The organism is Aureisphaera galaxeae (genome assembly GCF_028561275.1).
In the GTDB taxonomy this organism is placed as follows: Bacteria; Bacteroidota; Bacteroidia; order Flavobacteriales; family Flavobacteriaceae; genus Aureisphaera; species Aureisphaera galaxeae.
Genome location: NZ_JAQQTF010000007.1, coordinates 308,425 through 324,130, shown reverse-complemented (window position 1 = coordinate 324,130; position 15,706 = coordinate 308,425). Strand labels below are relative to the sequence as shown.

Sequence of the window (15,706 nt, the reverse complement as noted above, 5' to 3'; positions counted from 1 at the left end):
GGAAGTAAATCCCCATCTTCTTAGGGTTGCAATTGAGCGACCTGCCAAACATCATTGTGTAGGGTATAGCAAATCCGCTTGTGGAACCTATCTCCCTTAAGTTGCAAAAACTCGATTCGGGAAGGAAGTACCTTGAATCCGCCGAAATAAGGAGGCCGTGGAACAGAAGTGTCAGCATACTCATCGAGCTTCTCTTGGAACACTTTTCGCATGGCTTCCTCATCTTCCATGGGTTCACTTTGTTTGCTCGCCCAACAAAATGCTTGGGCAGATTTGCCGCGTTTGGCAAAGTATGTATCGGCTTCTTCAGCATGTAAGGGAAGTGCCTTTCCCCGAATCCGAATTTGCCTTTGTGAATGATCCCACCAAAAGGTAAGGGCAATTCCATTATTCTGTTCAAGCTCTTTGCCTTTTTCAGAATCGTAATAAGTGATAAAAATAAGGTGGGGAGGTTTTAGATCCTTAATGGAAATGGCACGCGCATTGGGCATTCCATCCAAACCCGTGGTGGAAACTACACAAGCCGTAGCATATCGCAAGGGTGCATTGGCCTTTTCTTCTTGGTACCATGCTTCCAATATCTGAAAAGGATCCGCTATGTCTTTAGAAAGGCCTTTCTTCATGTATTATCCCACAAAACGTTCGTCGGCTTCCATAACGGTACCGCAATTATTGCAGGTACGCAATTCTTCACTTCCGTAGAAATCCTTGAAGTGCTTTAAAAAGTCCTTTTCAATATCGGTTAGGGGAAAATAAACATCGTGTAGTTTGTGGTTGCAATTATCGCAGAACCATAGAAGACCATCCATACCTTCCAAGTCGTCGCGTTTGCGTTCTATGACCAACCCGATGGAGCCAGCACTCCGGACGGGGGAATGCGGTACTTTGGCAGGATGCAGATACATATCGCCAGGGCCCAATTCCATTTCCTTTCGCTCTCCCTCATCTTGAACGATCACCTTAATATTCCCCTCCAACTGATAGAACAATTCTTCGGTCTCATTGTAGTGATAATCCTTGCGTGCATTAGGGCCCGCAACGATCATTACGATGTAATCATCGGCATCTACATAGAGATTTTTGTTCCCCACAGGGGGTTTTAAAAGTTCTCGATTATCCTCTACCCATTGGGTGAGGTTGAAAGGTTTGGAAATAGCCATAGCCGTATCTTTATATAGATTATAAAAATACGGCAAATGCTTTAAAAACTAAAAAAACAACAAGAATTACTTTCTATAGAAAAGTTGGGTAAAATAGTATTTACCACGCGCATTCTGCATAATTCCAAAACCTGAATGCGTATAATTTCCTTCAAGTACCCTTCTATGGGATGGGCTGCTAAGCCATGCGGTTACCAGAGCCTCGGCGGTATCGTAGCCAGAGGCTACATTTTCTCCTACCGATTCGGCTCCTCTATCTTTTAAGGCCCTAGAACGATCGCCAAAATTGTCATGGTTGATTTGGGACATCTCAATCATGTATTTGGTATGTTCCACAGCGTACGCCGATGCATATTGTTGGTCTCGGACGATCGTTGAAAGGCCCATTGCTATTCTGTGATCATTGACTAAGGCCAAAACTTCGTTGGCCATTGTCCAATCAGTCTCTTGGGCAAGGTTAAGATCTATGCTGATGTTGGCCTCTTGGACCTCAGCAGTCTCTTCTTTGGAGCATGACGTTACCGTTAAGAACAGTACCGTAGCTAGTAGGCTAGTCTTTAGTAGATTCATTTTGCGGGGGACATCAAATTTGGGGCTTGATGTTGATTCAAATGTAGGAAAAAAAACAATGCAAAAATGCACTTAAACGTTTATTATGTGCATTTCATCGATGTTTTTAACAGATATTGCTTAAATTTCTTACAATAAATTTAACGCTTACCCTCGGAAAACAGGGCGTTTTGCAGTATATTCGTATTCAAACGGAAAAAAATGAAAAAATTTCAAATTTTAACACTTTTAATCGGATTTTTAGTGCTTTTAAGCTGTAAAAACACAGAAAATGATAATCAGAAGTCGGAAATTTCTGATAATTCAATTTCCAAAGAAGTCGAATCCCCTGCGGAAACTATTGAAACCTTCGGAATTGTAATTCACGGAGGTGCGGGAACCATTCGCAAAAAGAACATGAGCGATTCTCTGGAAGCAGCCTATAAAAGTAAATTGGAAGAAGCCATTAAAGCCGGACATGACATCCTTAAGAATGGAGGTGACGCTATGGATGCCGTAACGGCTTCTATTAATATTATGGAAGACTCTCCCTTGTTCAACGCTGGAAAAGGTGCCGTTTTTACGCATGAAGGACAAAACGAATTGGATGCATCGGTCATGGACGGAAAAACGTTGAATGCCGGGGCCGTTGCCGGTGTAACTCAGATAAAGAATCCTATCAACCTAGCGGTAGAAGTAATGGATAATAGCGATCACGTTATGCTTTCGGGTAAGGGAGCCCAAATATTTGCCGAATCACGGGGAATAGAATTGGTAGAACCCGACTACTTCTATACAGAAAGAAGGTACCGTTCCTTACAACGTGCTATTAAAAAAGAAAAAGTCACTTTAGATCATGACGAAAAGGTATCCTTCGTAGATCCTTTCATCCAAGATTCAAAATTTGGTACTGTGGGTTGTGTGGCATTGGATAAAAACGGAAATCTAGCCGCCGGAACCTCCACCGGAGGTATGACCAATAAAAGATGGAACCGCATTGGTGATTCCCCCATCATAGGAGCAGGCACCTATGCCAACAATACAACCTGTGCCGTATCCTCTACGGGTTGGGGCGAATACTTCATTCGTGGCATGGTCGCCCACGATATTTCTGCGATGATGGAATACAAAGGTGTTTCTGTGGAAGAAGCCACGGAGGAAGTTATTCAGAAAAAATTAACCGAGCTTGGAGGAACCGGCGGTGTCATTGCCATTGACGCGAAAGGGAACCCAAGTATGGAATTCAATACCAAGGGAATGTACCGTGCCCACATGGATGCCGACGGCAACCTATATATAGGAATTTACGGAGACGAATAACCCATAAAATTTCTTTCTGGGAATTGCCCCCAGAAAGAAATTCCTACTTTTTTTCAGGAGATTTTGGTGTGTAGTTGTTCTAATTGCACAAACGCACTAAATCTATCCTGTGAGGGCAACCTATACTATATTGTTTATTGGCTTCTTTTTCACCAAGAGCCTATCCCAAGATTTTAATTCGGACTTCAACCATCGTTACGGTTTCAATCTGGATTATCGGTTCACTAAAAAAACCAAATTGCAAACGGGCTTTCTCAGTGCCTTTAATGCTGATAACTACGACCCGTTTTTCTATCAGTTCAAACTGGGTTTGGACTATCGATTCAACAAGCGCATTTCCGGTAAGGTTTTTTACAAACCCATTTTATTAAAGGGAAATACCGAGGGTACATGGCGGGACCGTTTCGGAGCCAGCCTCGATTACCGGAGCACCCTTTTTGGCCTCCCCTTAAGAAACAGGATAACTGCCGAAGGATTTTTCCCAACCTTCAATAAATACCAATACAGGTTCGTCTATTACATTAAACTAAACTTTAAGAACGACTTTCTGCCACTTCGGGCTACACCCTACATAAACTACCAGCTGTATTATTATTTAGGTGGAAATCCTTTGGATTACTACGATGAAGATGGAGAAACCTTACTGGCTTCGAACCCACCCAATGGATTCCACAGATACAGGATTGGCGCCGGGATACGGTTTCGGGCCGAGCGCGGATTGTACGTGACCTTATATTATATCTGGCAAGAAGAGTTCAATACGACCTTTCAGGACTTCAGACAGATTAATATCCTAAATAGAAATCAGACCTCAATTCGCTACCCTTTTAACGATTATCAAGTTCTGGGGGTAAGCGTAAGCTACACTATATCCACTAAATGAACGCACCATGGAAATAAAAAAGACCATCATTTGTAATCGGGTTGATGATTACACGATCAATGAAAAAATCAACACCTCCTACATTCCCAAAGCGGGAGATGTAGCCATTTTTAAAGTCCTCGAAATAGGTAAGCATAACTCGGTACAAGGAGTTAACGGCAACAACTGTTATTTGTTCCCCGGTGATTATGTTATGGCCGCCTTCGGAAACCGATACGCCACCGATCAATTTGAAGGATATGTCCCTACCGAATATCATGAAGAATATCATATTCTTGGAAAAGGCGGTGCTGTGGGAATCCTTGCCTCCATGCATCAAAAACTGGAACATATAGGAACCACCAATCTTGAATTGATAGGATATGCCACCGACAAAAACGATAAGGTGATCAATACTAAATATTATCATGCCAAAGCCAATAAATTTTCCAGGGCTCCTAGGGATCCAAAAATTGTATTGTCTTTAGGGTCCTCTATGGACAGTGGAAAAACCACCACTGCCGCATTTTTGGCAAGAGGGCTCAAATCCGCTGGAAAGAAGGTAGCCTACATTAAATTAACGGGTACCGTGTATACCAAAGACCGTCATTTTGCAAGGGATTGTGGGGCCCACCTCTCCATCGATTTTTCGACCTATGGGTTTCCATCCACATATTTATGCGGGATGCAGGAATTGTTGGATTTATTCGAAACGCTCATGAATCATTCTTCTCGCATTGAACCCGACTATGTCATCATAGAAATTGCCGACGGTCTTGTACAACGCGAAACCGCCATGCTTTTAGAGCATTCTGGTTTTATGAACCAAATAGACCATGTCATTTTCTCAGCAGCGGATAGTCTTGGCATTCTATCGGGCATTCACATTCTGGAAAGTTTAGGCATTCAGGCCTTCGCTGTGGGCGGACTATTTACCGCTAGCCCACTATTCGTAAAAGAAGTGGAAAGCACTATAAAGCTTCCTGTTCTCGACTTGGAAAAATTGGCTTCTCCTAATGTATTAACACTACTGGAACAACATCTACAAGAAACCGCGTAAATAAGATATTATGGGCAGAAATGATCTTATATTACCTTTTATTCGCCAACATAAATGGCGGTTCCTAGCAACGATCATAGTGGGAATGGTAGCCAATATATTTGTGGTACTCATTCCTGTAAGCTTAGGAAAGTTCTTCGACCTGTTATTTCAGTTTCAATCGCACAGAGCCGCATTCTTGGACCTGCTACCCTTCAGCTTTTGGGGAACGGTTCCTGAATATCTGTGGTTCCTATTTGCGATGATACTCATTCTACTGGTCTTCCAGTTTTTGAAACGGTATCAAACCGCTATTCTCGGAGAATTATATGTGAAGCAACTTCGAGAGCGATTGTATCAACAACAACTGAAAATCGAATCCCTGGTATATGATAATCGGGGTGCCGGAAGGTATTTGCTACGGCATAGCGGCGACTTAAAGACCATTCAAAACTATCTCACCAAAGGTATTGTTGGGTTTTTAACGGACATCATACTTATTCTCATTGCCTTGCTGTTTTTGCTGTGGCTTAACAAGACCATTTTCCTTATCATCTTGATCGGTTTTGTCGCAACTTCCCTTTCTGTGTTTTTATTGAATAAGATTCTCTTTAAGGTTTCGGTGGAACGCAGAAACACACGGTCCGGATTATTGGCCTTTGTGAGTAGACAGTTAAATGCCGTAAATGCGATTAAGGCCTTTAATAAAGACAGTACCGAAATTGGAAAATACAATAAACGTTCGGCACATTTGTACGACGCAGGCAAAAGCTTTCAGGGAATATACAACTTCATTCTAGTAGCTATTCCCGCCATGTTGTATTTGGTGTTGCTCTCGGTCCTATATGTGGTTTATGTTCAAAAAACGAATAACAGCCTAACCATCGACCAAGGTGAAATTATTGGGTTCTTGCTCTTATTCATTACCATCCTTCCAATTTTCAGAAGGGTGATTCGGGTTTCTTCCGTTTGGGAATTGGGAAATATTTCCTTTAAGAAGCTCATCAATGTTTTTGAACTTCCCATAGAGAAAAATAATGGGGATCGTCCGGCATATCAATATGACAAAGGACACATCGAATTCAAAAAAGTTACGTTCGGTTATACCGACGAAGAACCTTTGTTTTCCAATCTTGATTTCACCATTCAACCCAAAAAAGCAAATCAGATAAAGATTGGCAATGGGGAAGGTAAGTCCACACTTCTCAAACTCATCGCAGGAATTTACAAGCCCGATTTAGGAGATATCCTTTTCGATGGGCAAGCGATGAATAATTTGGATCTAAGGTCCATTCGGAAAAAGGTAACCTTTGTTTCGGATGAATTAGAACTCATTGGCCGAACTGTTTTTGAAGTAGTCTCTTACAGCCGAAAGGAATCCAAACTGTCCAAAACGGAAGAATTACTGGAACAGCTGCAACGGGATGTCCCAAATTCCTTGAAGTTGGATGTTAAGGATAAAGTAGTAGAAGGAGGAAAGAACCTTTCCAAATCGCAAATAAAACTGCTACACTACACCCGTGCCATCCTATCCAACAAGCCCATCATCATTATCGATGAACCCATTCGAAACATGGAAAAGAACACCAAAAGGAACATTATGGAATGGCTGGCTTCCCAAAAAGGGGAAAAGACCTTAGTATTCTTATGCCGTACTTGGAAAGAATCCACCATAGAAATTGATCATGTAATTACCCTTTCCCAATGAAAAAACAACCCTATCTTAACATCTTCTTGCTTACTGTAATGGCTCTTTTCCTATTTGCTTCTTGTGAAAAGGATGAGGTGATTATTCCTGGATTGCAACCTACTTATACCATTGAAGAAACTACTATTCAGGGCAATTCACTTTTTAGAATAACAGGAGCGATCAATGAATCGATAACCCTCACTGCCGATAAGGATTATATCTTGTCGGGGTTGGTGTTTGTAGAAGACACCTTGTCCATTGAGCCAGGTACGACCATCTATGCTGAAACCAGCTCCCCAACGGCACTAATTGTTTCCAGAAAAGCGGATATACAAGCCTCTGGCAATGCCAATAACCCCATTGTGTTTACCTCTATCTCCAAACTTACGGGTACGCCAGTAGCCGGAGATTGGGCGGGACTACACATTAATGGGCAAGCTACTTTGAATCAACGTAGCACCAATTTGGTCGATGCCATAGGCAAATATGGACGCACCGATGTGCAGGCCGATGATACAGATCATTCTGGTGAACTGAAATACGTACGAATAGAATATGCCGGTAAAGTATTGGGAGCGTCCTCGGGTGCGGTCAATTTCAACGGAGTGGGCAATACCACGGAGCTGGATTATATCCAGGTGTATCAATCCCTAGGACACGGAATACGTTTTCGGGGAGGTACGGTTCGACTGAAACACGCCATTTCTACACAAACCTTGGGAAAAGCCTATCGATGGGATGCCGGTTGGCGTGGTTTGGGACAATTTTGGGTTGCCCATTATCCGCAAACCACCCAAGACACTCTCACAGGAATCGAAGGACGCAGTGGCGCACCGGAAAACACTCCTGTTTCCAATCCCATACTCTCTAACGTCACCATTGTAGGTTTGGGGAGCAATAGTTCGGATCCGCAGATTCGGGGAATTCGCCTTCGGGATTCTACCCATGGAAAAATATACAACTCACTTCTAACACAGTGTAGACGTGCGATTCGGGCAGATTATTCGGCAACGCTCATTAACAATCAACAACTTATTTTCTCACATAACAACCTTTTCGATAATGGTCCCGATTATTACGACGGCACTACCAGTAATGCCAGTCTTTTTTCGGACCCCTCCTTTCAAAATGAACAAACCCCCGCTGCCATGAATGGCTTTGTCGGGGTTAGCCAAGGTAACACACTTCCCATCCCCAACGTCGATCCTTGGTTTGACCCCGTTTCGTTTAAAGGAGCTGTTCCGCCCGGTAATAATTGGACGAGTAATTGGGCCTTGGAATAATAGTATGGGGTGCGGTTTGTTCTTTGTATTTTTACGAAACTAAACCCTAGCAAATGTCTACACCTTACTACGCTGTAATTTTCACCAGCGAACAAACAAATGATACGGCAGGCTATGCAGAAATGGCCGATGCCATGGAAAATCTTGCCAAACAACAATCTGGTTACATAGGAATGGAACATGCTCGGGATGGCCTGGCTATTACCATTAGCTATTGGGAAACACTGGAAGACATTGCACGTTGGAAAGAAAATCTGGATCATCTACAAGCTCAAAAACTCGGGCGGGAGCGCTGGTACCAATGGTACAAGACCCGCATTTGCAAAGTGGAACGGGAATACGAATTCCATAAGTCCTAGGAGCCCACGCAACCTCTTTCTTACTTCTCTATCTTATAGGAGTAAATTCTAAACGAGGAGATATAGCGCACGACTACTTTTAACTAACATCTATTTTCCGATGAATCTAAAAAGTGCTCCCAGCGTTGTATGTATTTCTGCAGTTCTCATTACCCTTCTATTTTACAAACAAGGAATTGGCCTAAACCTGTTTCTTTTTGAAACCCTCTTTTTCTTGGCCTTACTCCTTACCAAACAATTCTCATTAAAAAATCGCGAACAGCTCATAACCGGTTTGGGGTTTGTACTCACTTCCCTTTTTACCGTGATATCCTATAGCATTTACGGGTATGTGATTCATTTTTTGGCTCTTTTCCTATTTGTAGGCTCCCTTAATTTTGCCAAAGCGCGTTCCCTAGTTTCTGTCGCAGGGATTGCAGGTTCAAGTTTGTTCACTGCTCCTATAGCATTCGTTAGGGACGCTTTCCATCGGTGGCTGAAGGGAAAAAAAGCAGGGAAAGTCGTTTGGAAAAGTAGAATTTTCATAGCACCCATTTTTATCATTATCTTATTTATTGGCATATACAGTTTTGCCAATGCAAAATTTGGATCGATCATGGGAAATGTGGGCACTTGGATTCAGAAAGGAGTCAATTTCCTATTCACTTCCATTAATTTCGGATTGGTTTTCACATTTATATTTTCCTTATTCCTAGGAGCCTTTTTATGGATGAGAACCAAGAACAAATCTTTGGAATTAAAGGATCGTAATGCCTCTGAAACATTGGTGAGAACACGTCAAAGATTGAAGCGTTATTTCAAACTTAACGCCTTGTCCAATGAATACAGAGCGGGAGTATTTCTACTTGTAGTGCTCAATCTTCTGTTGCTTTTGCTCAATGGTTTGGATATTTATTGGGTCTGGTTCAATTTTGAATGGAATGGATCTACCCTTAAGGAATTCGTTCATGAAGGCACTTATTTTTTAATTCTATCCATTCTTATCTCTATAGCGGTTGTCCTATACTTCTTTCGAGGGAACCTTAATTTCTACAAGAAAAACAAACTGCTGCTTTACCTAAGCTATGCGTGGCTCATTCAGAATGCTATCTTAACCATCTCCGTTGGAATACGAAACTACCAATACATAGAATATTTTGCACTCGCTTATAAGCGAATAGGCGTGATCCTATTTTTACTATTGACCCTTTTCGGTTTATATACCGTCTTCTTTAAAATAAAGTACAAAAAATCCGCTTTTTATCTCTTCAAAACCAATGCATTGGCACTCTATGCTGTCTTAGTGGTTTCATCACTCGCCAATTGGGACCGTATCATTGCAGATTACAATTTTTCGAATGCGAACGAGTCCTATGTACACTTGGATTTCTTGAAGGGCCTATCGGATAAGTCATTACCTTCCCTTGATATTTCAGTTGAAGCACTTAGGGAAATGGACACTTTTCAAAAATCGAAATTTCTGAACGACAGGAATGAAGTGAGCTACGTTGGCTATTACCGCACTATTCAAAGGCGAAAAACTGCCTTTAAGAATAAGTGGGAGGCGAAAAACTGGTTATCTTGGAATCTTGCCGAATATCGAGCCTACGAAGAGCTGTTTGGCCATTGATTTCTGTTAAATAACTCACAAATCACATCCTACAATATACCAAAAAGGGAATGCTGTCCGTTATCCGACAAAATTCCCTCCTTGCTTTAGATGACATATGAACTCGATTGCCGAGAAAATCCTTTTTAAGGTTCGGTTATCTTTTCATATACCCTTGGCGAAATCCCTCCTTCGCTAGAAGATTTATTGTATTTTTAATTTCTATGCCCTCTTTGCAGCCATCGTGGGCATAATCTAAAGCCATCATTATGAAGCAGTTCTTCCGCCTAACCGCCCTAATCGCGCTCATGATCCTTTCCGCATGCGGCGACAAAACCCAACCTTCCGAAATAGACAACCTATTCAAGTTCAAGGACTACATTGTCTCGAACACCTATGGCAATAGAAGCATTGGCGATGCCATAGTCGTTCAGCTCCTTAAGCCTGTAGAACAGTTCGAAATGGATACCGAACTTTCTGCCGATTACTTCAAAATTAGTCCTGGCGTGAAGGGAAAACTTCTCATTGAAAACGGAAGAACCCTTGTCTTTCAGCCCGACGAATACTTGGAACCCGATACCGAATACAGCGTTTCCGTATTGCTTCATAAACTATACGAGGATATTCCCAAGGAATTCCGAACCTATACCTTCGCCTTTAAAACCATAGCGCCCAACTTCTCGGTCGATGTGGGGGCCCTTCAATCGTATTCCAAACAATGGCAATACCTCGATGGACATATTGAAACCAGCGATTTGGTCGATCTGGAGAAGGCCAAGCGGTTGGTGAAGGTGACTCAAAACGGGAAGGACCTTGCCTTAAAGTGGGCACAGGAGGATGGAGCTTCAAAATTCTTCAACTTTACCATAGATAGCATTCAGCGAGCGGTCGAAGATTCAGAAATAGAAATTAGTTGGGATGGGAAACCCATTAAAAGTGACTTTAAGGGAAACAACACTTTCGCCATTCCTGGACAGAATAATTTTAAGGTAGTCGATGTGAAAAGCGTAGCGGCTCCCAGTGCCAGTCTTTCGATCAATTTCAGTGATCCGCTCATCGCCCAACAGGATTTTGCCGGATTGGTCACCATAGAAAAAGCGGAGAACCTTCGGTTCGAAGTAGATGGCAATACATTGCACGTATACCCTTCAAACACCATTCGGGGCAATGTTCGCGTTACAGTGTTCAACGGTATTAAGAACACCGATAATTTCGGACTGAAACGGGAATTTTCAGAATTGATTTCCTTCGAACAATTGAAGCCCGAAATTCAGTTAATTTCCAAAGGAACCATTCTTCCCAATGCCGAAAGCACCCCTATTTATTTCAAGGCGGTGAACCTTTCTAAAGTGGATGTACGCATTGTTAAGGTGTTCGAAAATAATATGCTACAATTCCTGCAGTCAACTAACCTCAACAATTCCAGTATTTACAATATGAAGGCGGTGGGAAGGCGTATTGCCAAGAAGACCATTGATCTGGAAGACAAAAGCATAGGCAACGACGGACTTTGGAAAGCTTATGGTATTAACCTATCCGAATATTTTTCCGCGGACCCCGGATCATTATATCGCGTAGAGCTGAGTTTCAAAAAAGAATATACCACCTATAATTGTAGTGATGTAGGGCAGGGTGATGGTGCCGAAGAGGAGTACGAAGAAGACTATTATTACGAGGAGGAAAGCGAATACTCGGCCGATAATACCGAAGAAGATGAACTCGAAGAACGTTACTGGGACAATGAGACCTACTATTACCGACGATATCCTTACAACTGGAGGCAGCGTGACAATCCATGCCATGAAGCCTACTATCATGAAGATCGCGTGGTAAGTACCAATGTATTGGGAAGCGACTTGGGGATGATCGTAAAGAAAGGGAACAACAAATCCTATCACTTCGCCGTGACTAATCTCCTCACGACCCAACCACAACCGAACACCCAGATAAAGCTGTACAATTATCAGCAGCAATTACTGGGAACTGTTTCCACAGATAATGAGGGGTTGGCCATTTTCGATAGTGAAAAGAATTTGGCATTTGCCGTGGCGGAAAAAGGCAGTAATTACGCCTATGCCAAGTTGGAAGACGGTAATGCTCTTTCCTTAAGTAAATTCGATGTTTCTGGAAAAACCCTTCAAAAAGGATTAAAAGGGTTCTTGTATACCGAGAGAGGCGTGCACCGTCCAGGGGATAGCATCCATCTTACCTTTGTATTAAATGACAATGCCAATCCATTGCCTAAAGATCATCCTGTGACCTTGGAGGTGAAGGATGCCAGGGGTAAATTGGTGCACCGTGAAGTGCAGAACCATGGAGGCAGTAATGGTTTCTATTATTTCCCAATTGGGACAGAGGTCAGTGCTCCCACGGGTAATTGGAATGCTACCGTAAAAGTGGGAGGGGCCAACTTTGGAAAAGGTCTTAAAGTGGCCACCATTAAGCCCAACCGCCTAAAACTTAATATCGACTTTGAAGACGAAATCCTAGACGCAAGCAAAGCGATACAAGGAACAGCTCAGGCACAATGGCTGCATGGTGCGCCTGCCAGAAATCTTAAGATTGAAATGGAAGCCACCCTGCGATCCCAACGTTCGGCATTCAAACAATACGATCGATTCAATTTCACGGATCCCGTTCGCTCATTCGATGAAGTAGAATTCCCAGTACTTACTGCTACCCTTTCGGAGGAAGGAACGACCTCTTTTTCTGAAAAATTCGACATCAGTGACAAGGCTCCGGGCATGTTGCAAGCTACGTTCCTCACCAAAGTGTATGAAGGCGGCGGGGACTTCTCTTTGGATGTATTTACCAAAAGTTTGGCCCCTTACTCCCACTTTGTGGGGCTCCGCTCACCAGAACCCAAACGGTACGGTTCCTTCTATACCGATGAGAACAACGAATTCGATATCGTCACTGTAGATGCACAAGGAGATGCTTCTGGGGGAAGAGCGCTGGAAGTAGAGATTTTCAAAATTGAATGGCGTTGGTGGTGGAGCCGTGGGTACGATAATCTTTCACGTTATGAAAATGCAAGGGTACATCGTCCCGTTCAAAATTTTATAGTGACCACCCAAGGCAATGGAAAGGCTTCCTTCAACGTCAATATTCCCGAAAGAGAAGGAGGACGTTACCTTATTCGAGTAAAGGATAAAGCTTCAGGACATGCTACGGGTCAAGTGGCGTATTTCTACAGAAATTGGTGGAAGCGGCCTGGCGACAGCGATCCAGAAAGCTCGAAAATGTTGGTGTTCTCTGCCGATAAGGAAACCTATAACGTGGGAGACAAAGCGACCGTTACCTTCCCTTCTGGAAGTGAAGGCCGTGCTCTGGTTAGTATAGAAAATGGCACTGAAGTATTGTCTACCCAATGGGTAACCACAAAAAAAGGGGAAACAGAAGTACGACTACCCATCACCAAGGAAATGACACCCAATGTATTTATTAATGTCTCCTTGCTACAACCGCACGCACAAACACAAAACGATCTTCCCATTCGTTTGTATGGGGTAGTTCCTGTTGAGGTAAAGGACCCCAAAACAATTTTAGAGCCAGAGCTGGAAATGCCCGATGTACTGAAACCCGAAGAACGATTTACGGTTCGTGTTTCCGAAAAGAACAATCAACCCATGACCTATACCTTGGCTGTGGTAGATGAAGGACTATTGGATCTAACACGTTTCGCTACACCTAAGATTCACGAAGCCTTCTATACCCGGGAGGCCCTTGGGGTAAAAACCTTCGATATTTTCGACGATGTCATTGGAGCTTATTCGGGAAGTGTGAATAATATTTATGCGATTGGAGGTGGCGGTGATGCCGCAGGTGCCAAGAACCGAAAAGCGGACCGCTTTAAACCTGTGGTTCGATACATAGGTCCCTTTCAATTAAAAGGTGGTGGTAAGGCCGAACACACCCTTACCATGCCCAATTATGTAGGCTCGGTACGAACCATGGTAATTGCGGGTGACAACGATAAGGGAGCCTACGGTAAGACCGACAAGACCACTCCCGTTCGTAAACCTTTGATGGTCTTGGCTTCGCTGCCCAGAAAATTATCCCCAGGAGAAAAAGTAACCTTACCCGTAACGGTATTTGCGATGGAGAAAAAGGTGAAAAATGCACAGATCTCGGTGAAAGTGGGTGATGCCTTGAAACCGGTGGGAGCTACTTCCAAACAAATCTCCTTCTCCGATATCGGAGAGCAAATCGTGAATTTCGATTTTGAAGTACTACCCGCGACCGAATTCCAGACCATAGAAGTAACCGCCTCTGGAAGTGGAGAAAGTGCGAGTTACCAAGTAGAGATCGATGTGGAAAATCCGAATCCTATTTCACATAAAACGACTTTGGAAGAAATCGAAGCCAATGCTACCACAACCATGACTTTTGAAACCTATGGGGTAGCTGGAACCAATGCAGCCACGATCGAATTTTCCACCTTACCTCCCATGGATTTCGATAGACGGATGGAATATCTCATTCGCTATCCACATGGATGTATTGAACAAACCACGTCGGGCGCGTTCCCACAATTATTTTTGGATGAAATCTTTGATATCACCTTCAATAAGAAAAAAGAAATCACCGAAAATGTGGAAGCTGCCATTCGCAGATTGTCAAGCTTTCAAATTGCTGGTGGTGGACTTTCCTATTGGCCCGGAGAACGGGAGGCCGATGATTGGGGTACCAATTATGCAGGGCATTTCATGCTCGAAGCCAAGCAAAAAGGATATGTTTTACCCATTACTTTCTTGGGCAATTGGTTGACCTATCAAAAGAATACCGCAAGACAATGGCGCAGTACGAGTACGCGATACAATTCCAGTCTTACACAAGCCTATCGTCTGTATACTTTGGCACTGGCGGGACAACCAGAATTGGCTGCTATGAACCGCCTACGTGAGTCTGGTAATTTGAGTAATGATGCCAAATGGCGCTTGGCTGCCGCCTATGCTCTGGCAGGTAAAAAGAATGTAGCACAGCAAATGGCACAAACGGCCAACATCAGTTTCGTTCCCCAACGCTATGATTATCGTACCTACGGTTCTCCTTTCCGAAACAAAGCCATGGCGCTAGAGACCCTGGTCATTTTGGGAGATGCCAAGCAAAGGGATATGGCTGCTTCGGTAGCCAAGGAATTGGCTTCAAACCGTTGGCATAGCACACAATCTACGGCCTATGGGTTATTGGCCATGGCGAAGATGGTTCAGAAAAATGGAGGAAAGGATCTAGAAGTTTCCTTTACACAAAATGGAAAAACCACGGACGTAAAAACAGACCGTGCCATTGCCCAACGGGATCTGGATATCCGAATGGGAGCCAATAATATCACCGTCACCAATAAGAAAGGGAACGTGATCTATGCCACCATTACACAAAAAGGAAAGTTACCCTTAGGTGAGGAATTGGCAGATCGCAAGAATTTGACCATAAGTGCCTCTTACAAGGACAAATCTGGTGCTCCATTGGATGTGAAAACACTCCGCCAGGGAACCGAAATTATTGCTCGTGTGGTGGTGACCAACACCTCTATTGATTATGTAGACAATATTGCCCTTACGAAGATATTCCCCAGTGGTTGGGAAATTGTAAACACTAGCTTTACCGAATTGGGCGGTGGTGCTACAGGATCGGCAAGGTATACGGATATACGTGATGATCGTGTTAACTTTTATTTCGATCTGAAAGCAGGCAAGTCGAAAACTTTCGATGTAAAATTGAACGCTTCCTATTTGGGAACCTATTACCTACCAGGAACCCAGGTAGAAGCCATGTACGACAATAATTTCTATGCTAGGAATCGAGGGATTTGGGTCACCGTAGAACAGTAAAACTGATGAAAGCCATCTGCAG

Annotated in this window: 11 protein-coding genes; 8 read left to right on the top strand and 3 right to left on the bottom strand. The window is 43.2% G+C overall.

Features of this window, described 5'->3' with window-relative positions; translation table 11 throughout:
- Window positions 1–20 precede the first annotated feature (20 nt).
- From POV27_RS14540 to POV27_RS14530, 3 genes are all read right to left on the bottom strand, one after another.
- The gene (locus tag POV27_RS14540; RefSeq protein WP_272863516.1) at window positions 21–623 is read right to left on the bottom strand and encodes a pyridoxine/pyridoxamine 5'-phosphate oxidase; all 603 of its coding nucleotides are present in this window, start codon (window positions 621–623) and stop codon (window positions 21–23) included.
- Between the two features lie 3 nt (window positions 624–626).
- Window positions 627–1,160 carry a 3-hydroxyanthranilate 3,4-dioxygenase gene (locus POV27_RS14535; protein ID WP_272863515.1) on the bottom strand — a complete coding sequence of 178 codons (534 nt, stop codon included), beginning with the start codon at window positions 1,158–1,160 and terminating at the stop codon, window positions 627–629.
- Between the two features lie 66 nt (window positions 1,161–1,226).
- Window positions 1,227–1,730: a CAP domain-containing protein gene (locus POV27_RS14530; RefSeq protein WP_272863514.1), complete on the bottom strand. Its 504-nt coding sequence runs from the start codon at window positions 1,728–1,730 to the stop codon at window positions 1,227–1,229.
- 201 nt (window positions 1,731–1,931) lie between these two features.
- Between POV27_RS14530 and POV27_RS14525 the strand changes: the two genes are divergently transcribed.
- The 8 genes from POV27_RS14525 (at window position 1,932) to POV27_RS14490 (ending at window position 15,684) form a co-directional block, all read left to right on the top strand.
- Window positions 1,932–3,029 carry an isoaspartyl peptidase/L-asparaginase family protein gene (locus tag POV27_RS14525; protein WP_272863513.1) on the top strand — a complete coding sequence of 366 codons (1,098 nt, stop codon included), beginning with the start codon at window positions 1,932–1,934 and terminating at the stop codon, window positions 3,027–3,029.
- 109 nt (window positions 3,030–3,138) lie between these two features.
- Window positions 3,139–3,912: a porin family protein gene (locus POV27_RS14520; RefSeq protein WP_272863512.1), complete on the top strand. Its 774-nt coding sequence runs from the start codon at window positions 3,139–3,141 to the stop codon at window positions 3,910–3,912.
- Between the two features lie 7 nt (window positions 3,913–3,919).
- Window positions 3,920–4,951 carry a P-loop NTPase family protein gene (locus POV27_RS14515; RefSeq protein WP_272863511.1) on the top strand — a complete coding sequence of 344 codons (1,032 nt, stop codon included), beginning with the start codon at window positions 3,920–3,922 and terminating at the stop codon, window positions 4,949–4,951.
- A 10-nt stretch (window positions 4,952–4,961) separates the two neighbouring features.
- Complete coding sequence (locus tag POV27_RS14510) at window positions 4,962–6,638, top strand: ABC transporter transmembrane domain-containing protein (protein ID WP_272863510.1); 1,677 nt, start codon at window positions 4,962–4,964, stop codon at window positions 6,636–6,638.
- Entirely contained in the window at window positions 6,635–7,903 is a 1,269-nt protein-coding gene (locus POV27_RS14505; RefSeq protein WP_272863509.1) for a hypothetical protein, read from the top strand. Before POV27_RS14510 ends, POV27_RS14505 begins: the two co-directional genes overlap by 4 nt.
- Window positions 7,904–7,956: 53 nt before the next feature.
- On the top strand, window positions 7,957–8,262 hold the full coding sequence (locus tag POV27_RS14500; protein ID WP_272863508.1) for an antibiotic biosynthesis monooxygenase family protein: 306 nt from the start codon (window positions 7,957–7,959) through the stop codon (window positions 8,260–8,262).
- 100 nt (window positions 8,263–8,362) lie between these two features.
- Window positions 8,363–9,871 carry a DUF4153 domain-containing protein gene (locus tag POV27_RS14495; RefSeq protein ID WP_272863507.1) on the top strand — a complete coding sequence of 503 codons (1,509 nt, stop codon included), beginning with the start codon at window positions 8,363–8,365 and terminating at the stop codon, window positions 9,869–9,871.
- A gap of 248 nt (window positions 9,872–10,119) precedes the next feature.
- The gene (locus POV27_RS14490) at window positions 10,120–15,684 is read left to right on the top strand and encodes an alpha-2-macroglobulin family protein (protein WP_272863506.1); all 5,565 of its coding nucleotides are present in this window, start codon (window positions 10,120–10,122) and stop codon (window positions 15,682–15,684) included.
- Window positions 15,685–15,706: the final 22 nt, after the last annotated feature.

Coding starts and splice junctions, on each gene's coding strand:
- POV27_RS14535 (WP_272863515.1), bottom strand. CDS start 1,160: ATGGCTATTTCCAAACCTTTCAACCTCACCCAATGGGTAGAGGATAAT.
- POV27_RS14525 (WP_272863513.1), top strand. CDS start 1,932: ATGAAAAAATTTCAAATTTTAACACTTTTAATCGGATTTTTAGTGCTT.
- POV27_RS14495 (WP_272863507.1), top strand. CDS start 8,363: ATGAATCTAAAAAGTGCTCCCAGCGTTGTATGTATTTCTGCAGTTCTC.
- POV27_RS14515 (WP_272863511.1), top strand. CDS start 3,920: ATGGAAATAAAAAAGACCATCATTTGTAATCGGGTTGATGATTACACG.
- POV27_RS14530 (WP_272863514.1), bottom strand. CDS start 1,730: ATGAATCTACTAAAGACTAGCCTACTAGCTACGGTACTGTTCTTAACG.
- POV27_RS14500 (WP_272863508.1), top strand. CDS start 7,957: ATGTCTACACCTTACTACGCTGTAATTTTCACCAGCGAACAAACAAAT.
- POV27_RS14540 (WP_272863516.1), bottom strand. CDS start 623: ATGAAGAAAGGCCTTTCTAAAGACATAGCGGATCCTTTTCAGATATTG.
- POV27_RS14510 (WP_272863510.1), top strand. CDS start 4,962: ATGGGCAGAAATGATCTTATATTACCTTTTATTCGCCAACATAAATGG.
- POV27_RS14505 (WP_272863509.1), top strand. CDS start 6,635: ATGAAAAAACAACCCTATCTTAACATCTTCTTGCTTACTGTAATGGCT.
- POV27_RS14490 (WP_272863506.1), top strand. CDS start 10,120: ATGAAGCAGTTCTTCCGCCTAACCGCCCTAATCGCGCTCATGATCCTT.